Source organism: Grimontia sedimenti (genome assembly GCF_011045095.1).
Taxonomy (GTDB): Bacteria; Pseudomonadota; Gammaproteobacteria; order Enterobacterales; family Vibrionaceae; genus Enterovibrio; species Enterovibrio sedimenti.
Window position 1 is genome coordinate 61,232 of record NZ_JAALDL010000013.1, and the last position, 19,151, is coordinate 80,382.

Consider the following 19,151-nt stretch of genomic DNA (forward strand, 5'->3'; position numbering starts at 1 on the left):
GAGTAAGCGATGACTGCCGCTTTTTACCAGCAAATCCGCCAGCAGCTTGAAGAAGTAAAAGCTGAAGGCCTGTACAAAGATGAACGTGTGATCACGTCAGCCCAAAAGGCGAACATCTCAGTAACGTCCGGTGACGAAGTGCTGAACTTCTGTGCCAACAACTATCTGGGTCTGGCTAACCACCCTGCGCTGATTGAAGCGGCAAAAGCAGGAATGGATGAGCACGGCTTCGGCATGGCGTCGGTGCGCTTTATCTGCGGCACTCAAGACTCGCACAAGGTATTGGAAGAAAAGCTTTCCGCCTTCCTCGGTATGGAAGACACCATCCTCTACTCTTCTTGCTTCGATGCAAACGCGGGCCTGTTTGAAACCATTTTGGGTGCAGAAGATGCGATCATTTCCGATGCGCTGAACCACGCTTCTATCATCGACGGAGTACGTTTGTGTAAAGCGATGCGCTTCCGCTATGCCAACAACAATATGGAAGAGCTGGAGCAACAGCTGATTGCGGCGAAAGAAAAAGGTGCTCGCAATACACTGATCGTGACAGACGGTGTGTTCTCCATGGACGGTGTGGTCGCAAACCTGCCTGCTATCTGCGATCTGGCAGAAAAATACGGCGCGCTGGTGATGGTGGATGACTCTCATGCCGTGGGCTTTATGGGTGCAAACGGCCGTGGTACCCACGAATACCATGACGTGATTGACCGTATCGACATCATCACCGGCACCTTGGGTAAAGCGATGGGCGGCGCGTCGGGCGGTTACACGTCAGGCAAGAAAGAAGTGATTGACTGGCTGCGTCAGCGCTCACGTCCTTACCTGTTCTCGAACTCACTGGCACCAGCGATTGTTTCAGCGTCTATCCGTGTGATTGACCTGCTGGCAGAAAGCGGCGATCTGCGTGACAAACTGTGGGACAACGCCAACCATTTCCGTGCCCGTATGAGCGAAGCTGGCTTTACGCTGGCAGGTGCTGACCATGCCATCATTCCAGTGATGCTGGGTGATGCAAAAGTGGCGGGCGAATTTGCAGAGCGCATGATGAAAGAAGGTATCTACGTGGTAGGTTTCTCCTTCCCTGTGGTACCGAAAGGTCAGGCGCGTATTCGCACCCAAATGTCAGCGGCACACAGCCGTGAGCAACTGGACAAGGCAATCGACGCCTTTATCAAAGTCGGCAAAGACATGGGTCTGATTGGATAAGCAACGATGACGAACAAAATGAAAGCGCTGGCAAAACTGAAAGCAGAACCAGGGATCTGGATGACAGAAACCGAGCTGCCAGAGCTGGGTCACAATGACCTGCTGATCAAAATCCGTAAAACGGCGATTTGCGGCACTGATGTGCATATTTACAACTGGGATGAATGGTCACAAAAGACCATTCCTGTACCTATGGTTGTTGGGCACGAGTACGTGGGCGAAGTGGTTGGCATCGGCCAGGAAGTGCGTGGTTTTTCCATTGGCGACCGCGTTTCTGGTGAAGGTCACATCACTTGTGGCCACTGTCGTAACTGCCGTGCTGGTCGTACGCACCTTTGCCGCAACACCATTGGTGTGGGCGTAAACCGTGAAGGAGCGTTTGCTGAGTATCTGGTGATCCCAGCATTTAATGCATTCAAAATCCCGGGAGACATTTCAGACGATTTAGCTTCTATCTTCGACCCATTCGGTAACGCGGTTCACACAGCGCTGTCTTTTGATCTTGTTGGTGAAGATGTCCTGATCACCGGTGCTGGCCCAATCGGGATCATGGCGGCAGCAGTCGCGAAACATGTGGGTGCGCGCCATGTAGTTATCACGGATGTGAACGAATATCGTCTGGATCTTGCCCGCAAGATGGGTGTGACCCGTGCGGTGAATGTGGCAGAAGAAAAACTGGAAGACGTGATGTCAGAACTTGGCATGCGAGAAGGCTTCGATGTGGGCCTTGAGATGTCCGGTAATCCGTCTGCTTTCAACGGCATGCTTCAAACCATGAACCACGGTGGTCGCATTGCGCTGTTGGGTATTCCACCGTCAGACATGGGTATCGACTGGAATCAGGTGATCTTCAAAGGTCTGGTGATTAAAGGTATCTATGGCCGCGAAATGTTTGAAACCTGGTACAAGATGGCAAGCCTGATCCAATCTGGTCTGGATTTAAGCCCAATCATCACGCACCACTACAGTGTGGAAGACTTCCAGAAAGGCTTTGACGTGATTTGCTCTGGGCAGTCGGGTAAAGTTATCCTCGATTGGACCAAGTAATCGTCGTTAGTTGCTTGAATTTTAAAACCCGCTTCGGCGGGTTTTTTATTGCCTGAGTGCCAGTGAGATTGGCACCAGTTCTACTTCTTTTTGAAGCTCAGGAAGTTGTGCTTGTAAGGTTTCAAGCGTTACCGGGAAGGGGTGTGCAATCACCACAGCAACACCGCGTCGCTTGGCTTGTTGTACGGCAAGTTTGAGCTGGTTTTCGATAAAGGCTTCATTGGGGAAATGGTCAAGAAATACATGTCGGCGATTGGTGGCGAGACCATGCTCGCGGGCAATCCGCTGGGCGACGGTTTTTGGCGTGGTGCGGCTATCGATAAAGCCAATCTCACGCTCTTCAAGAAGCTCCATGATCCAATGCATGGGCGCCTTATGTTGGGTTAGCAGGCTACCCATATGGTTATTGACAGCTACAACTTGCGGAACGCGATACAGTGCCTCTTTCACTGAGCCCTGCATTTCCTTTTTACTCATGGCAAGCGTCAGTGAATTAGGCTCTTGCGGCGTGCCATCGGGGCTTTGCATCGGAAGGTGAAGCAGGACTTCGCGTTGTTGGCTCAAGGCAGTCAGTGCAACCGCAGTATCGAATTCGGTGAAAGGGATGATGGAAACACTGATTTGCGGCGGCAAAGCGGCAATCTCTCTTGGCATCATTTCGTAGCCAAGGTCATCGATAATAAAGGCGATTTTAGGTTTGGCTGCGACGGGCGCAGCCAGAAAGAGAAGGAGTAAGGTGGTAACAGCAACAATCCTTTGCATCTGAAACCTACATGGCCTTTACCGCGTCAGCCAGGGGCTGGGATTGGTGGCGTTACCTTTGCGCCGGATTTCGAAATAAAGCGCCGAAGCATCCTGACCGCCACTGTTTCCGACAAGGGCAATCGGGTCACCGGCTTTGACAGTGTCGCCGACATTGCGTAGCAAAGCCTGATTGTAACCGTAGAAGCTCATGTCCCCTTTGCCGTGGTCGACCACCACCATCAAGCCATAACCGCGTAGCCAGTTTGAAAGCACCACAGTACCATCGTGTGCGGCTTTGACTTCACTGCCTTCTTTGGCGGCGATGACCATGCCATTCCAGCGTAGTTGTCCGGTTTGTGCGGTGCCGTAGCGGTGCAAAATTCGCCCTTTCACTGGCCACTGCATCTTGCCTTTGTATTTGCCGAGGCCATCCATTTTAACTTTCGCTTGTTCGGCGGCAATGCGGGCTTGTTCAGCAGCGCGTTCAAGCTCTACTTTCAGACGCTTTTCGTTATTTCGAAGCTCAGCAAGGTAGCCCTTATCACTGTTGATTTCTCGGCGGATAGCGCCTGCTGTTTTCTTCTGAGCCTGCTGTTCTTTCTCCAGCTTCGCTTTATCAGCGGCAAGAGAGGCAATCAGTGTCTTTTGTTTTTCGGTTTGCTGTTGCAGGGCGCGGCGTTTTAACTGTAACTCGGTATCGGTAGCTGCGAGTTCATTGATAGCATCCGTACGAGCTTTGGAGAGTTTCTCTGCATATACCGTCATGCGATCCATGTCTGCGGAGTCTTCACCACTTAATAGCGCATTAAGTTGGCTGTGTTGACCTTGTCGGTACTGGCTGTTTAAGAGCTCTTTCAAAAGCTCCATCTGGCCCAGCTTGAGCTGTTCAAGACGCTGGCTCTCACGGTTTAATGTGGAGATATCTTTTTCGATAACGCTTAAATCAGCATTGGCATTACGCATCTGTGTTGCGATAGCGGCGATGGATTGCTCTTGTGATTTGAGATTGGATTGCAGCGCGTTGAGCTTTTTCGATTTGGAATTGAGCTGCTGTTCCTGACGGGAGATTTCACTTTTCATGCCAGAAAGCTGCTCATCACTGGCGAGAGAAGCTGGGCTGGCAAGTAGACACAACAAAACGCCAGCGCTTATGGCACTAGCGCGCAACAGTTTTAAATGGCGCAACGTTCTTCCCTTCATGGCAGGCAGTATATCAAGCCGATCTGGAGTTGGCATTACTCTGCCTGTCTCAGCATCGCAAGTTCGAGAATAAAATCGGTGAAGTTTACTTCCTCTATTTTAAGAGAAAATAAGGAAGTGAGTTGTCAGAATTGCATAAAAAAAACGCGCTCCGAAGAGCGCGTTTTTCATCACTGAAGAGTGTAGCTAATTACTTAGCTACGAACAGTGGTTTACCGGTCATGTCAGCTGGCGCTTCAACACCGGTCAGTGCCAGCATAGTCGGAGCCAGGTCAGACAGTTTACCGCCGTCAACCAGCTCGATATCTTTGCTGCCCGCATAAATCAGTGGTACTGGCAGATTAGTGTGCGCAGTGTGGATACCACCGGTTGTTGGGTCAACCATCATTTCCGCGTTACCGTGGTCAGCAGTGATCAGCAATTGACCATCAACTTCTTTGATCGCTTCAACAACACGGCCAATGCAGTGGTCGATAGCTTCAACGGCTTTAACTGCTGCATCGTAAACGCCAGTGTGGCCAACCATGTCACAGTTGGGGTAGTTACAGATGATTTGGTCGAACTTCCCGCTCTTGATCGCGTCAACCAGCTTGTCAGTCAGCTCTTCAGAGCTCATTTCTGGTTGCAGGTCGTAAGTTGCGACTTTCGGAGAAGCAACCAGAGCACGCTCTTCGCCTTCGAATACGGATTCAACACCGCCGTTGAAGAAGAAAGTGACGTGCGCATATTTTTCCGTTTCAGAAATACGCAGCTGGGTTTTGCCTTGCTTAGACAGCCATTCACCCAGAGTGTTAACCAGGTTTTCTGAAGGGTAAGCACATGCGGTGTCGATGTCTGCCGCGTATTCCGTCAGCATCACAAAATCTGCCAGCTCAGCAACCTTGTTACGGGCAAAGCCGTCAAAACCAGGCATGAATGCGCGGGTGATTTGACGCGCGCGGTCTGCACGGAAGTTCATGAAGATCACTGCGTCGCCGTCGTTGAAAGATGCAACAGGCTGGCCTTCAGTGCGGATTTCAGACGCTTGAACGAATTCATCGTTTTCGTCACGGGCGTAAGCTGCTTCCAGCGCTTGTACGGCAGAGCCGTAAGTGAATGCACCTTTAGCTTCAACCATCAGGTCGTAAGCTTTTTCTACGCGGTCCCAGTTGTTGTCACGGTCCATGGCGTAGTAACGACCTACGATAGATGCCGTGCGGCCTTTACCCAGTTTCGCGAACAAGGCATCGAAACGCTCCAGAGACGCTTTCGCGCTGCGAGGTGGGGTGTCACGACCGTCCAGGAAGCAGTGCAGGTACACTTCTTCAGCACCACGCTGAACCGCCATTTCAACAGCCGCTGCAATGTGGTCTTCATGGCTGTGAACGCCGCCTGGAGACATCAGGCCCATGATGTGAACCGCTTTGCCTGCTTTCGCTGCTTTGTCGATAGCACCGGTCAGTACTGGGTTATCGAAAAACTCACCATCTTGGATAGCTTTGGTGATTTTAGTCAGGTCCTGGTAAACGATACGGCCTGCACCAATGTTGGTGTGGCCCACTTCTGAGTTACCCATTTGACCGTCTGGCAAACCAACATCCATACCTGATGCTGAGATCAGGGTGCTGGTGCCCGCCATCAAGCCATCAAGAACAGGTGTATTCGCGTTAGCAACTGCGTTGTCGCTGTTGTCTTCGCGGTAACCCCATCCGTCCAGAATAACGAGTGCCAAAGGCTTCTTAGCAGACATACGGTGTCCTCTTTATGTCGATTTCAATATTCGTGAATTAGCGTAACTTTACTACATTTTATTGGTTAAGCAGTAGGCAAACTTTTTCGCTAAATCTTCAACAAAAACTGTAATGGAGGGTGCCGAGCCTTGCATTTACTGGTCTGCGCAAGAGTCTTACCTTTTCGAAAGGGTCTCGTTATTGAAGAGCACCAAAGAAAATTTTGTAGTAAGTAAACAGATCAGTCGCTTATCTTTCGCTTCAACTGGATGAGTTGAGCCGAATACGCCCGGGAATAACATTCTCCTTGTAGGACAGATATTGAGGCGAATGTGACCGATTTCAAGCTTTTTGATCCTGTTGTCAGTGAGCGGGGGCATGGAAATCCAAGCCCATGCTGTATTTGCACAGTTTGAAGGTTATACTCGGGTTCGATTTTTTGTGCCGACACTTAGTAGAAGCGAGCCATGCAGCAGTTTATTGAATTTGTACAAGCTAACTTGATCTTGTCCCTGGTGTGGGTAGGTCTGGTTGTTGCGCTGATCCTGTCAGTCATCAAACAGAAAACCGCACTTTATAAAATCATTACGCCAAGCGATGCGACTATCTTGGTTAACCGTGAAAAGGGTGTGTTTGTTGATATCCGTAGCCGCGATGATTACCGCGCGGGTCATATTGCGGGCGCACTTCACGTTTTGGCGAAAGACATCAAAGCGAATAACGCCGCTGAGATTGAAAAACATAAGTCTGACCCAATCATCTTGGTGTGTAAGACTGGTCAAACGGCGATTGAAAGCGCAAACGTGCTGGCAAAAGCTGGCTATGAGAACGTGAATGTTCTGAAAGATGGCCTGATCTCGTGGAATGAGGCGAACCTGCCACTGATCCGCAGCAAGAAGAAAAAGTAACCAAAGACGGTTTCTCTATTCTGAAGGCAGCTCAGTGAGCTGCCTGAATCGTTTTAAAATGCTTGAAAGCATTTGTCTAAATAACAAGGATTTATCACTATGGCTGAAGCAGCAACCAACCCACAAGCGCAACAGAATTTCGCGATTCAACGTATCTTCCTGAAAGATGTTTCTTTCGAAGCGCCTAACTCTCCAGAAGTGTTTCAGCAAGAGTGGAACCCAGATGTAAACCTGGATCTGGACACTCAAAGCCGTGAACTGGGCGAAGGTGTATACGAAGTGATTCTGCGCCTGACTGTGACCGTGAAAAACGGCGACGAGAATGCGTTCCTGTGTGAAGTTCAGCAAGGTGGCATCTTCTCTGTAGACGGTATGGAAGCGCCTCAACTTGCACACTGCCTGGGTGCATTCTGCCCGAACATCCTGTTCCCATACGCGCGTGAAACGATTTCTAGCCTGGTAGTGAAAGGTACCTTCCCACAACTGAACCTGGCACCGGTTAACTTCGATGCGTTGTTCATGAACTACCTGCAAAGCCAACAAGCGCAAGCAAAAGACGGCGCTGACGCGTAATAAGCAATTTTAAGGTCGACACATGACAGATATCGCCAACGCCAATGTAGCAATGACCGTTCTGGGCGCAGGCTCGTACGGTACGTCTCTTGCAATCTCACTGGCCCGGAATGGTGCCAATGTGGTGTTGTGGGGGCACGAGCCAGAGCATATGGCACAACTCGAAATTGATCGCTCAAACGAAGCGTTTCTGCCGGGTGTCGCATTTCCCGACTCACTGATCCTGAGTGCTGATCTTGAAGCATCTATTCAAGCCAGCCGGGATATTCTGGTGGTGGTGCCAAGCCATGTGTTTGGTCTGGTGCTGGCACAGGTGAAACCGTTCCTTCGTGATGATCAGCGTATCTGCTGGGCGACCAAAGGCCTTGAGCCTGAAACCGGTCGCCTGTTGCAAGACGTCGCGCGCGAGCAATTGGGTGAGGACGTGCCATTGGCAGTATTGTCTGGCCCAACGTTTGCCAAAGAGCTGGCCGCGGGTTTGCCGACGGCTATTTCTGTTGCTTCACCAAACGCTGAGTTTCTGGCTGAGCTTCAGGAAAAAGTGCATTGTGCGCGCTCTTTCCGCGTTTACGCCAACAGCGACTTTATTGGTATGCAGCTTGGTGGCGCGGTGAAAAACGTTATTGCGATTGGTGCGGGTATGTCGGACGGCATTGGTTTTGGTGCTAACGCACGTACGGCGCTTATTACCCGAGGTTTGGCAGAGTTGACCCGTTTAGGCGTGGCACTCGGCGCAGAGCGCGAGACTTTCATGGGTATGGCGGGTTTGGGTGATTTGGTACTGACCTGTACCGACAACCAATCTCGCAACCGCCGTTTTGGTCTGGCACTGGGCCAAGGTAAAGGCGTTGATGAAGCGCAGTATGAAATTGGTCAGGTGGTCGAAGGCTACCGTAATACCAAAGAAGTTCGCGCACTGGCAAAACGCACTGGCGTTGAGATGCCGATTGTTGAGCAGATTTTCCAGGTGCTGTATGAAGGCAAAGATGCCCGACAGGCAGCGCAGGATTTGTTAGCACGTCAACGCACCTCTGAATGATTCTTCCGTTCAGTCGGGTCTAACAAAACGCGGGGCTAAGGTCTCGCGTTTTTATTTTTGCGACAAACAGCAAGGAGAAGGTCAACCGAGCTGACAGACTGATTGGTAGTGTTGGGTTGTTTGACGTTCTATGTCACACTTAGGTCAATGTTTCGCCGAAATACCTCACGGAGAAAGAGGTAGCGCAGAAACGCAAAGCAATGTTATGACAGCAGATATGGGTAAAATGATGCAAAGGATGTGCGGTGAAGGCCGCGATAAAAAATGCCAGCAGGAAAAAGTCTGGAAGGCCATCAAGCTTGAGGCAAAAGAGCACTCAGAGCGTGAACCTATGCTCGCGAGTTTCTTCCACGCCACCATCATTAAGCATGACTCACTCGGCGGTGCGCTGAGCTATATTCTTGCCAACAAGCTTGCCACCCCTAGCATGCCTGCAATGGCTGTGCGTGAGGTTATCGAAGAGGCATATGTCGGTGACAAGCGTATTGTTGAATCAGCAGCCTGCGATATTTGTGCGACGGTAGAGCGCGACCCTGCGGTTGAGCTTTATTCTACGCCATTGCTTTACCTAAAAGGCTTTCATGCACTGCAAGGGTTCCGCGTGGCTAACTGGCTGTGGCATCAAGGCCGCCGTGAATTAGCTGTGTACCTGCAAAACCAGATTTCTGTGGCGTGTCAGGTGGATGTTCACCCGGCTGCGCGCATTGGTCGCGGTATCATGTTTGACCATGCAACGGGTATCGTTGTCGGTGAGACGGCTGTGATTGAAGACGATGTCTCCATCCTTCAGGACGTGACCTTAGGCGGTACCGGTAAAGAGTCTGGCGATCGTCACCCGAAAATACGCACTGGTGTCATGATTGGTGCCGGGGCAAAAATCCTTGGCAACATTGAAGTGGGCGAGGGAGCCAAAGTGGCAGCATGCTCAGTGGTGCTTATCCATGTGCCGCCGCATACCACGGCAGCGGGCGTACCAGCCAAGATTGTTGGTGCACCAAGCAGCGATAAGCCTTCGTTCGACATGGATCAGAAGTTCAAGTGCGGACAGAGTTTTAATGAAGGCGATGGCATTTAAGCCTTAAGCTTTAGCGCTACTCTGATAGCAGATACAAAAACGGAGCCATTTGGCTCCGTTTCTTTTTCGACAACCGCTGGATTAGAACAGCTTGGTTGCTACGTCGTACAGATCCTGACGGAATGGACGGCGCATGTTGTCGATAGCATCGATGATGTCGTGGTGAACCAGCTCTTCACGCTGAATACCCACACAACGGCCACCTTCGCCCTGCATCAGGAGGTCAACCGCGTAAGCACCCATGCGGGACGCCAGGATACGGTCGAAAGCACGTGGCTGACCGCCACGCTGGATGTGGCCCAGGATGGTCGCACGGGTTTCACGGCCGGTTTCTGACTCGATGTAAGCTGCCAGCTCGTTAGTGTCCGTCATCAGCTCAGTAATCGCGATGATGGCGTGCTTCTTACCTTTGTAGATACCTTCTTTGATCTTGGAAACCAGTTGCTCTTTATCCAGACCAATTTCAGGAGTGATCAAGTACTCACAGCCACCTGCAATCGACGCAGCCAGAGTCAGATCGCCACAGTGGCGGCCCATCACTTCAACGATAGAAATACGCTGGTGAGAAGAAGACGTGTCACGCAGACGGTCAATTGCTTCAACAACGGTGTTCAGTGCAGTCAGGTAGCCAATGGTGTAGTCAGTACCTGGAATATCGTTGTCGATAGTGCCCGGCAGACCGATACATGGGAAGCCCATCTCAGTCAGCTTCTTCGCACCCATGTAAGAGCCGTCACCGCCGATCACAACCAGTGCGTCAATGCCGTGCATCTTCATGTTCTGGATTGCCTGCTCACGCACCTTCTCGTCTTTGAACTCAGGGAAGCGTGCAGAACCCAGGAAAGTACCGCCTTTGTTTATAATGTCTGACACGCTGGTGCGGTTCAGTTTCTCGATACGATTTTGATGCAGACCCTGATAGCCGTCGTAAATACCGTAAACTTCCAGACCTTCGCTCAATGCGGCGCGAACAACGCCACGAATCGCTGCATTCATACCCGGGGCGTCACCGCCACTGGTCAAAACACCAATTTTACTAACCATGGTTACCCTCTGACTTTGGGAATTGAAATTTCAAATCCATTGACTCTATGTTGGCGCTACCATCCCACCCCTGCTTTCCGTTGAAAGTCTTAGCGGGTAACGCGGGTTTGCCTCAACATCCGAGACGTGCCAGTTTAGCCTGCTGGCACTTCGTTTGAAACTGTAACTTTCCTACTTATGAAAGACTATTACAATTTTGCTAACGTTTTTCGTTGATAAATATCAGTAACCGTTGCAAATATTCGTGCGCCAATGTGTATTAAATTTGTTCGCGCGGTGATTTTCCTACGATTGAGACCGGATCTTGGTGAATAAGGATATCTGCGCCGGGGTAGGCGACCTCTAGGCGATCTTCCACCGCATCTGCAATCCGGTGCGCATCGACCAACTTGAGGTTGTCGTCCAGTTCAAGGTGAAGCTGAATAAAGCGGGTTGCACCTGCCTGACGTGTACGCAGATCATGCACGCCCTCCACGCCCGGTACCGTCGATGCCAAGGTATAAATCTTCTCCTGATCTTCTACCGGAAGCTGGCGGTCAAGCAGCGACTGCACTGCCTCATTCGCCATCCTAAAGGCACTGACAAGAATAAAGACGCCGATACCGATAGCGAAAATCGCGTCCGCCATTGGGAAGCCGTACCATGCCAGTCCGAGTGCCACGATAATGGCAATGTTCATCAGAAGATCAGATTGGTAATGCAGGGAATCTGCTGCAATCGCCTGACTACCTGTTTTGCGAACCACCCATTTCTGGAACAGTACCAAACCACCGGTGATCAGCGTCGCGATACCGCTGATGAGCACACCCGCCTCGGGGTGGTTCAACTCAGTCGGTTTGAACAGTCGCTCGACACCGTTAAGCAACAGGAAACAGGCAGAGCCGACAATAAATGCTGCCTGTGCGAGAGCGGCGAGAGATTCCGCTTTACCATGTCCGAACTTGTGCTCTTCGTCGGCGGGTTGAAGCGCATATCTGACAACGACGAGGTTGGTGACCGACGCGAGAAGGTCAATCAGGGAGTCGACAAGAGATGCCAGCAGGCTGACCGAGCCTGTATACCACCAGGTAAAAAGCTTCATTAAAAGCAAGAAGGTAGCAGTAATGGTCGCTGCCCACGCAGCGGTCTGAACGAGTCGGGCGTATCTTTCAGTCATGAGCACTATCAGCGTGATTTAAGTGTTCGCAGTATAACGTTTTTTTACGACAAATTAACGCACCGCATCAGACTGGCGTTCAGTGGCAGAAAGACAAATGCCGGCAAGGGCCGGCATTTGGGGGAACTTATTGAGGGGAAAGGGTGATTAGCCGCGATCTTCCATGCGTTTTTGCATGCGCTCGGCCATCTTATCCATATTTTCTTTCACCTGAACTTTTTGCTCAGGGGTCAGAATACTCATCATTTCGTGTTGGCTTTTCATCATGGCTACACGGCGCTCAACCTGTTGGTCAACCATCTTTTCTGCCAGTGCGCGAACAGCTGCTTCATCGAAGTTATCTGCCAGCATCAGTTCTTGCATCTGTTGGCGTTCTGCCATCATCTGAGTGCGGAATTCGCCTTTGTTGGCTTTCATAGCTTCGCGTTTTTGCTCGCGAAGGGTTTTCAGTTCTGCCTTTTGCTCGTCGGTCAGGTCAACGCCACGCAACAGGTGTTTACCCATCATGCCTTTACCGCCGTGCATACCTTCACCACCGTGATGTTTGCCGCCAAATGCCATGGCAGACATTGAGCCCATCATCAGAGGCAGGGCGATAACAGTTGCAGCAATACGTTTTGAAAATTTCATGGTGTTCTCTCCGGTTTTTGTTGTGTCGCTTGATGGGAGTAACTTTACCCACTGGGATGTAAACCGGTGTTCTGCCTACGTAAAGCAATGTAAAGGCGGGTAAACCTAAGACTTACACATGGAATCAGCTCGATGAATGGCAGATACTAGCCATAACAACACAGTATTAGGCGCACACCATGGCAAACATTCTTCTTATTGATGACGACACAGAACTGACCAGCCTGCTTCATGACTTGCTGGAGCTGGAAGGCTACCAGGTGGATATCGCCAATAATGGTCAGGAAGGTCTGGATAAGATCAGTGAAAGCACCGATTTGGTCCTGTTGGATGTGATGATGCCGGTACTGAATGGCATGGAAACCTTACGCCGTCTTCGCGATAGCTGGGAAACCCCGGTATTGATGCTGACCGCAAAAGGAGAAGAGATTGACCGCGTGATGGGGTTGGAACTCGGTGCGGACGATTACCTGCCAAAACCTTTCTCTGATCGCGAATTGCTCGCCCGTATGCGCGCTATTTTGCGCCGCACCGCGAAGGGTGGCGAAGACAAGCGATCAGACGATAACCAAGATAAGCTCGAATATCAGGATATCGTGATCTATCCCGGCAAGATGGAAGTGTATTGTCAGTCCCAGCTGATTGAGATGACCGGCACCGAAACCGCTTTGCTAGCGTATCTGGTGAAACAGCCAGGAAGCGTGGTAGCAAAGGCAGATATCAGCCTGAATGTGCTTGGAAAGCGTCTTGCCCCGTTTGATCGCGCCATCGACATGCATATCTCCAACATCCGGAAAAAACTGCCTGAACGTGAAGATGGCAAGCCGCGCATTAAAACCCTGCGCGGCCGTGGCTATTTGCTGGTGGAGGCGTAATGAAGCTGCCGACCATTAAAAGTCTTTATGGCCGTATCTTTGCCATCTTCTGGCTGACCTTGCTATTAGTGTTGATTGCTGTATTGGCGGCGCAACACAGTGACCCTCGTCAGCAACATACTGTTCCCACTGGGATGCAAACTGAGTTTAAAGCGCTGGCTCAGAGAGTTTCGGAAGAAGTGTCAGAGATGAGAGGGTCACTCAAACAAAAACTGCTGCGTTTACAGAGACAACAACCTGAACGCAAACCGATGAAAATCTATTTCACGACGCTTGATGGTGAATTGCTGGATAGAGGTCATCATGGTGGCAGCAGGATGCTGAAAAACTTCACCACGCTTGCTGATGACCCGGAAGACCCAATGCAGCGTCTTTATGGAAAATGGATGCTGGCTGGACCGTTTCTGATTGATGATGGCAGCGCTCAGGCGTTAATGTACGTCGGCAAGCTGTGGCGCGATAAACCGCCGTTTTACGTACAAATTCTTGATAGACCTTTTCAACTGCTGTTGGTGACCATGGTGGTGAGTACACCTTTGCTGCTTTGGCTGGCGTGGGCGGTGACACGTCCAGCTCGTCGCTTACAGGCAGCGGCCGAGCGTGTGGGGGAAGGGCGCTTTGAAACTGACCCTTCTTTGGAAAAAGGGCCGCGAGAGTTTGCACAAGCGGGGGCCAGCTTCAACCAGATGGTGACGGCATTAAATCAGATGATAAGTGGGCAGCAACGTTTGCTTTCTGATATCTCCCATGAGCTTCGCTCTCCATTGACCCGGCTTCGTATGGCGAATGCACTGGCGATTCGCAAACAGGGTGAAAGCACAGATTTGGCGCGCATTGATACCGAAGCAGAACGCATGGAACAGATGATTGCTGATTTGCTTTCTCTTTCCCGTATGCAGCTTAACAGCCATGCCGAACGTGAAGTGCTGACGCTGGCAGAACTGTGGGAAACCTTATTAGAAGATGCAGAGTTCGAAGCGGGGGAAAGCGGAAAAACGCTGGTGTACAACACGATTCCCGACGCCAGCATTGAAGGAAATGGCAACCTGCTTTGCAGTGCGTTGGAAAACGTTGTGCGCAATGCCATTAAGTATGCGGACACTAAAGTCGAAGTGTCTTTCACACAGCGTGGTAGAGAGTTAACGGTCAGCGTCAGTGACGATGGGGAAGGCGTACCAGAAGAAATGCTGGATGATATTTTCCGGCCTTTTTACCGCGTGTCGACTGCGCGTGACAGGCAAAGCGGTGGCACAGGATTGGGGCTCGCGATTACTGATAGTGCCATGCGCCAGCATAATGGCAGCGCCAAAGCGAGCCTGAACAGGCTTGGCGGTTTGACTGTTGATCTGACATTAAAAACGTTGAGCTGATAATAGCGTCATTAAATTTTACGATAAACCTCTCATATTTGAAACGTTTTGCTAACCTTATTGATAAGTTTGATGGAGAGAGGTTCCCTCTCTCCCGACCTATGCAGTTGAAGGCTTAGCGGAGAGGCTACTCATGTCAGCAAAGAAAATGACGATTAAACAGCGTCTGACCATGTTCGTCGCTTTAGTATGTGGTATTCAAATTCTCGTCGGAGCGTTTGTCTTCTACAAGTTGGCTTACATTGAAAGCCACGTCCAAGGTGTCGCTCACCGCGATATTCCCGTTCTCGAATCTCTCAGTAAGGCAACCGAGCATCAAGTCGAGCAACGTGTCCATTACAACAAAGCCTTCAGATACGCGCTTGAGATCGGCAAGGAACCCAATGCGCAGGAAAACTACGACAAAGAAAAAGCCTATTTTTATGATTTAGGAGCGAAAGTCGGAGAAGACTGGACAAAAATCGAAACGCTATTGGCCGAAGGTGCCGCCAACGGTACCGCTGAAGAGCAAGTTGCATTTGCGGCAGCTACCGTCAAACTCACCGATGTAAAAGCTTTACATGCTAAGTGGATGATTCACGTCGAAGACGTATTTAAAGAGCTTGATGGGCGCCATTACCACGAAGCGGAAGTCCTTGATGTGGTGGTGGGTGAGGAAGCAGAGACAACCACAAAAATGGTCGACAGCTTGTTGACTGACGTGGGGAAGTTCACTGAAGCAGCGGTTATCGATATTGAAGAAAAGGCTGTCGTCTTAGAGTTCGTAGTCATCGCTTCTGTGATTGTTGCGCTAATTGTCGCCATTATCATGTCTAAGATGATTCTCAACCGGATCTATGAAGGCTTGAATAAGGTATCTGCGGCGCTTTCAGTGCAGGCTGATGGTGATTTCAGCAAACCCACCGTGGTGGATGAGCCCGGTATTATCGGTGAGTTACAGAAAAACCTCGAAGGTACCCGTCAAAGCACCAACGGCATGATTGCCAAAGTCGCGCAGGAAGTTTCTGATGCAGTAAATTTGCTGGATGAGGCGGCGCAGGCTGTGAAGCGAAATTCGGATGCGCAAAGCGGAGAGATCTTGCAAGTCGCCACAGCAGTCAACGAAATGTCAGCGACGGCGCAGGAAATTGCTAACAATGCCACTCAAACTCAGCAAGCGACCGAAGAAGCCTCGGGTAAATCATCTGAATGTATGCGCATCAATGATGAGGCGGTTAGCCAAACTCAGCAACTGATTGAAAGTCTGACCCAAAGCAGTGCGGCGCTGACAGAGCTGGAGAAAAACAGTGCCAATATCACCTCTGTTTTGGACGTGATTAAAGGAATTGCCGAGCAAACTAACTTGTTGGCGCTGAACGCAGCCATTGAGGCGGCGCGCGCAGGCGAACAGGGGCGTGGTTTTGCTGTTGTGGCAGACGAAGTACGAAGCCTTGCGCAGCGCACTCATGATTCGACCTCAGAGATTGAAACCATGATTGCCCAGCTCACCAGCGTGACCAAAGAGGCTGTGGACACCATGCAGCAAAGCTGTGAAATGGGTGATAAGACCATTGAACTCTCCCACCAGTCAGCAGATTTCCTAAATCAATCCAGCGAGGCGACGTCTCGTGTTACTGACATGAATCTTCAGGTTGCCAGTGCCGCAGATGAACAAAATGGCGTGGTGGAAGAAGTGAACGTGAACGTCAGCAAGATAAGTGATATGGCCAATGAAAGTGCTCATCAGGTAGCCGGATTGGTGAATGCGACAGATAAGCTGAATGTGATTGCGAAAAACCTTCGTGTCTCGGTAGGGATGGCTTCCTGATAACCACGTAGATGAAACAAAAAAAAGCAGGCGAAGGCCTGCTTTCTTTTTTTAGAGCCCGCCCTCAAAGCTAAGCTGGCGCCAGGCTTCATAGCAAATGACTGCCACCGAGTTTGCCAGGTTCAGGCTTCGGCTGTCCGGCACCATAGGAACGCGGATGCGGTGATCCGGTGTGAAGGCATTGCGAACCTCATCTGGCAGGCCGCTGGTTTCCGAACCGAACAGAAATACGTCACCTGCTTGATAGCTGACATCAGAATGTGGGCGACTGCCTTTGGTGGTGCAAGCAAAGATACGGCGATCACCCATCGCATCTAAAAAGGTCGCGTAATCAGGATAACGGGTGACATTGGTCAGGTCGTGATAATCGAGCCCAGCACGGCGCAGTTTCTTCTCTTCGAAGTCAAAACCCAGTGGTTCAATCAAATGGAGTTTGCAGCCTGTGTTAGCCGCGAGACGAATGATATTGCCGGTGTTCGGGGCAATCTGGGGTTCATGAAGCGCAATGTGAAACATGGAAGCAGGCTCGCCGTAAAAAGAAAAACGCAGTATAGCGGGCGAGAAAGGTCGGATAAAGAAACAAAAAAGGAGAAGCCTTGGCTTCTCCTTTCGGTTCAGAACTGGTCTGAATTACGCTTTTGCTGCCGCCGCTGCTTTTGCGATAGCTGCAAAGCTTTCTGCGTTCAGTGCTGCGCCACCAACCAGTGCACCGTCGATGTCTGGTTGTGCGAAGTACGCTTCTGCGTTTTCTGGCTTAACAGAACCGCCGTATTGGATAACAACGTTCTTCGCCACTTCTTCGCTCTTCGCTGCGATGTGTGCACGGATTTCAGCGTGGATGCGTTGTGCATCTTCAGCAGTCGCTGCTTTACCGGTACCGATTGCCCAGATTGGCTCGTACGCGATAACAGCGCCGTTAAGTGCTTCAACACCTTGAGTGTTGATCACAGCGTCAAGTTGACGTGCACACACTGCTACGGTTTCGCCCGCTTCGTTTTGTGCTTCAGATTCACCGATACACAGAACAGGAACCAGACCGTGCTCTTTCAGGAATGCAAATTTCTTCGCTACGTACTCGTCAGATTCTGCGTGGTAATCACGACGCTCTGAGTGACCGATGATGATGTGAGTCGCACCGAAGTCTTTCAGCATTTCCGGAGAAATGTCGCCAGTGAACGCGCCGCTAGCGTTAACGTCAACGTTCTGAGAGCCCAGCAGGATTTTGCTTTCTGCTTTGCCCAGCAGTTGCTCTGCCAGATCCAGGTACATCACTGGTGGTGCAATCGCTACGTCTACACCTTCAACGCCAGCAAGTTGTGCGTCCAGACCTTTGATCAGATCTGCTACCATGGCTTTACTGCCGTTCAGTTTCCAGTTACCCATTACCAATGGACGGCGCATAGGGAATTCCTCCGTAATCCAATTATCGAAATTCAGTTTCGGCAACGATAACAGCAGCGCTGTCAGCGTTTCCTGTCCAAAATCATAAATGCCATCGTTTGTACTCGTTTTGCGCGCAAATGTGAACCTTTGAGTAACAAAATTTCGTTATAAATTTTCGGATTAGCACTTGCGAGTGAAAGATGGCGTGGTGTGATCTGAGGAGAATATTCTTCTCTTTAGTAACAATCGTCCGAAATGCTGCGGTAAAGTGGCTCATTATCGTAACAAGGAGTGAGTTATGCCTCATATTGTCATGGAGTACAGTGACCCAGTTTCAGAGCGGGTCAGCATTGGACAACTCTTGGAAGATTTGCATCAGACCGCCATTGGCAGCGGCATCTTTGATGTCAGTGACGTTAAATCACGCGCTTATGCCTGCCATGATTGGCTGGTTGCAGATAAGGATGATAAGGAAAACTTCATCCACGTCACTTTGTGGCTGTTGGACGGGCGCGATGAAGAGCAAAAGCGAAACCTCAGCCATGCCTTTTTGGATGTGATGCAGCAGCATGCACCGGAGGTGGCGAGCTTAACGGTGGATGTCAGGGATATGGACAGACGCTGGTACGCGAAAGTAAAACGCGAGGTTTAATACCAATCGTAGTCAATATCTGCTCATCCTAGCTTGTTAAAATGTTCGATAACTGCGTTGGAAAATTTGATTGTAGAATAACTGCTTATCGAAATTTTCTGCCTTGTTCTCGAGCATTTCTCCCGCGCTATTTCTGATCACCTACTTACTGTGATTGGTATAATGCACGATAAGGCAAAAAAAGGTGGCGGTGGCGAACCACCGCTCAAAAACTGAGTTAGCCTTCAATCGCAACGGTTGCTTCGTTACGTTTCGGGTGCAATGTAGTGACGGTTGCGCTTCGCTCAGTTAAAGCTGTTGGGTTATTGATGGCGGTTGAGAAGCGATCAAACTGACGCATCAACTCTTTCATCAACAACGCATTCACGTGGTTTGGGTTTTTCCCCGTCGCGATTACACGGTTAATGTGACTCATCTGTGCGCGCAGTTTTGGCTGCATGCTTTCGCTCGCGCTCTCAATGATCTCTTCGCTCATTTCAATCCTCAGCGCTTCCAGTGCTTGTGGATCGTTTTCTGCTAACGCTTTTAATTCGTCAAATGAAGGCAACGTTTTCATGGCATTACTCCTCTGGCTGCGCATGACTTGCCTTTGACTATACGGTTAAAAAATGAGCGATCAATCACACTAATGGCTCATAAATGAGACATTAACTGTTAATGGGTTGGGTGTGTTTTGAGAGTGATACAGGTAATTGGTTGATTGTGACCCAAAACACGACATACGGTAATTTGA

The 19,151-nt window shown here is 50.3% G+C and carries 19 protein-coding genes; 10 read left to right on the forward strand and 9 right to left on the reverse strand.

The window, feature by feature from the left end; genetic code table 11:
• Window positions 1–9: 9 nt before the first annotated feature.
• Window positions 10–1,206: a glycine C-acetyltransferase gene (locus G5S52_RS16505; RefSeq protein ID WP_002535299.1), complete on the forward strand. Its 1,197-nt coding sequence runs from the start codon at window positions 10–12 to the stop codon at window positions 1,204–1,206.
• A gap of 6 nt (window positions 1,207–1,212) precedes the next feature.
• Window positions 1,213–2,253, forward strand: a complete 1,041-nt coding sequence (gene tdh / locus G5S52_RS16510; RefSeq protein WP_165016015.1) for an L-threonine 3-dehydrogenase — start codon at window positions 1,213–1,215, stop codon at window positions 2,251–2,253.
• Window positions 2,254–2,298: 45 nt separating this feature from the next.
• On the opposite strand, the gene G5S52_RS16515 is transcribed toward tdh, so the two are convergent.
• The 3 genes from G5S52_RS16515 to gpmM form a co-directional block, all read right to left on the reverse strand.
• Entirely contained in the window at window positions 2,299–3,015 is a 717-nt protein-coding gene (locus G5S52_RS16515; RefSeq protein WP_165016018.1) for a divergent polysaccharide deacetylase family protein, read from the reverse strand.
• Window positions 3,016–3,033: 18 nt separating this feature from the next.
• A complete protein-coding gene (locus tag G5S52_RS16520; protein ID WP_165016339.1) occupies window positions 3,034–4,197 on the reverse strand; it encodes a peptidoglycan DD-metalloendopeptidase family protein in 1,164 nt (387 codons plus the stop codon).
• A 190-nt stretch (window positions 4,198–4,387) separates the two neighbouring features.
• Window positions 4,388–5,926, reverse strand: a complete 1,539-nt coding sequence (gpmM, locus tag G5S52_RS16525) for a 2,3-bisphosphoglycerate-independent phosphoglycerate mutase (protein ID WP_165016021.1) — start codon at window positions 5,924–5,926, stop codon at window positions 4,388–4,390.
• A gap of 447 nt (window positions 5,927–6,373) precedes the next feature.
• Here gpmM and G5S52_RS16530 point away from each other — a divergent pair, with 447 nt between their 5' ends.
• The 4 genes from G5S52_RS16530 (at window position 6,374) to cysE (ending at window position 9,501) form a co-directional block, all read left to right on the forward strand.
• Entirely contained in the window at window positions 6,374–6,814 is a 441-nt protein-coding gene (locus G5S52_RS16530) for a rhodanese-like domain-containing protein (protein WP_165016024.1), read from the forward strand.
• A gap of 99 nt (window positions 6,815–6,913) precedes the next feature.
• Window positions 6,914–7,387, forward strand: a complete 474-nt coding sequence (gene secB, locus G5S52_RS16535; protein ID WP_046303439.1) for a protein-export chaperone SecB — start codon at window positions 6,914–6,916, stop codon at window positions 7,385–7,387.
• 22 nt (window positions 7,388–7,409) lie between these two features.
• Window positions 7,410–8,426 carry an NAD(P)H-dependent glycerol-3-phosphate dehydrogenase gene (gene gpsA, locus G5S52_RS16540; protein WP_165016027.1) on the forward strand — a complete coding sequence of 339 codons (1,017 nt, stop codon included), beginning with the start codon at window positions 7,410–7,412 and terminating at the stop codon, window positions 8,424–8,426.
• Between the two features lie 229 nt (window positions 8,427–8,655).
• The gene (cysE, locus tag G5S52_RS16545; protein ID WP_165016342.1) at window positions 8,656–9,501 is read left to right on the forward strand and encodes a serine O-acetyltransferase; all 846 of its coding nucleotides are present in this window, start codon (window positions 8,656–8,658) and stop codon (window positions 9,499–9,501) included.
• Between the two features lie 81 nt (window positions 9,502–9,582).
• Here cysE and pfkA read toward each other — a convergent pair whose 3' ends face one another.
• From pfkA to G5S52_RS16560, 3 genes are all read right to left on the reverse strand, one after another.
• Entirely contained in the window at window positions 9,583–10,545 is a 963-nt protein-coding gene (gene pfkA / locus G5S52_RS16550; protein ID WP_165016030.1) for a 6-phosphofructokinase, read from the reverse strand.
• A gap of 259 nt (window positions 10,546–10,804) precedes the next feature.
• Window positions 10,805–11,701, reverse strand: coding sequence for a CDF family cation-efflux transporter FieF (gene fieF / locus G5S52_RS16555; protein WP_002535283.1), 897 nt, complete (start codon window positions 11,699–11,701; stop codon window positions 10,805–10,807).
• 147 nt (window positions 11,702–11,848) lie between these two features.
• On the reverse strand, window positions 11,849–12,331 hold the full coding sequence (locus G5S52_RS16560) for a CpxP family protein (RefSeq protein ID WP_165016033.1): 483 nt from the start codon (window positions 12,329–12,331) through the stop codon (window positions 11,849–11,851).
• 179 nt (window positions 12,332–12,510) lie between these two features.
• Here G5S52_RS16560 and G5S52_RS16565 point away from each other — a divergent pair, with 179 nt between their 5' ends.
• The 3 genes from G5S52_RS16565 to G5S52_RS16575 all read left to right on the forward strand — a co-directional run bounded on the left by G5S52_RS16565 (window position 12,511) and on the right by G5S52_RS16575 (window position 16,383).
• Window positions 12,511–13,206 (forward strand): response regulator, encoded by a 696-nt coding sequence (locus tag G5S52_RS16565; RefSeq protein WP_165016036.1) that lies wholly within the window; start codon window positions 12,511–12,513, stop codon window positions 13,204–13,206.
• Window positions 13,206–14,576, forward strand: coding sequence for an envelope stress sensor histidine kinase CpxA (gene cpxA / locus G5S52_RS16570; protein WP_165016039.1), 1,371 nt, complete (start codon window positions 13,206–13,208; stop codon window positions 14,574–14,576). Before G5S52_RS16565 ends, cpxA begins: the two co-directional genes overlap by 1 nt.
• Before the next feature lie 133 nt (window positions 14,577–14,709).
• The gene (locus G5S52_RS16575) at window positions 14,710–16,383 is read left to right on the forward strand and encodes a methyl-accepting chemotaxis protein (RefSeq protein WP_235956336.1); all 1,674 of its coding nucleotides are present in this window, start codon (window positions 14,710–14,712) and stop codon (window positions 16,381–16,383) included.
• 51 nt (window positions 16,384–16,434) lie between these two features.
• Here the strand turns inward: G5S52_RS16575 and G5S52_RS16580 are convergent, their stop codons facing one another.
• Together G5S52_RS16580 and tpiA are read right to left on the reverse strand one after the other, a co-directional pair.
• Window positions 16,435–16,899, reverse strand: a complete 465-nt coding sequence (locus tag G5S52_RS16580) for a tRNA (cytidine(34)-2'-O)-methyltransferase (protein WP_165016042.1) — start codon at window positions 16,897–16,899, stop codon at window positions 16,435–16,437.
• A gap of 114 nt (window positions 16,900–17,013) precedes the next feature.
• On the reverse strand, window positions 17,014–17,784 hold the full coding sequence (gene tpiA / locus G5S52_RS16585) for a triose-phosphate isomerase (protein WP_002535276.1): 771 nt from the start codon (window positions 17,782–17,784) through the stop codon (window positions 17,014–17,016).
• A gap of 280 nt (window positions 17,785–18,064) precedes the next feature.
• Between tpiA and G5S52_RS16590 the strand changes: the two genes are divergently transcribed.
• Window positions 18,065–18,418, forward strand: a complete 354-nt coding sequence (locus tag G5S52_RS16590) for a 5-carboxymethyl-2-hydroxymuconate Delta-isomerase (protein ID WP_165016045.1) — start codon at window positions 18,065–18,067, stop codon at window positions 18,416–18,418.
• A 217-nt stretch (window positions 18,419–18,635) separates the two neighbouring features.
• On the opposite strand, the gene G5S52_RS16595 is transcribed toward G5S52_RS16590, so the two are convergent.
• On the reverse strand, window positions 18,636–18,974 hold the full coding sequence (locus G5S52_RS16595) for a DUF3135 domain-containing protein (RefSeq protein ID WP_165016048.1): 339 nt from the start codon (window positions 18,972–18,974) through the stop codon (window positions 18,636–18,638).
• Window positions 18,975–19,151 lie beyond the last annotated feature (177 nt).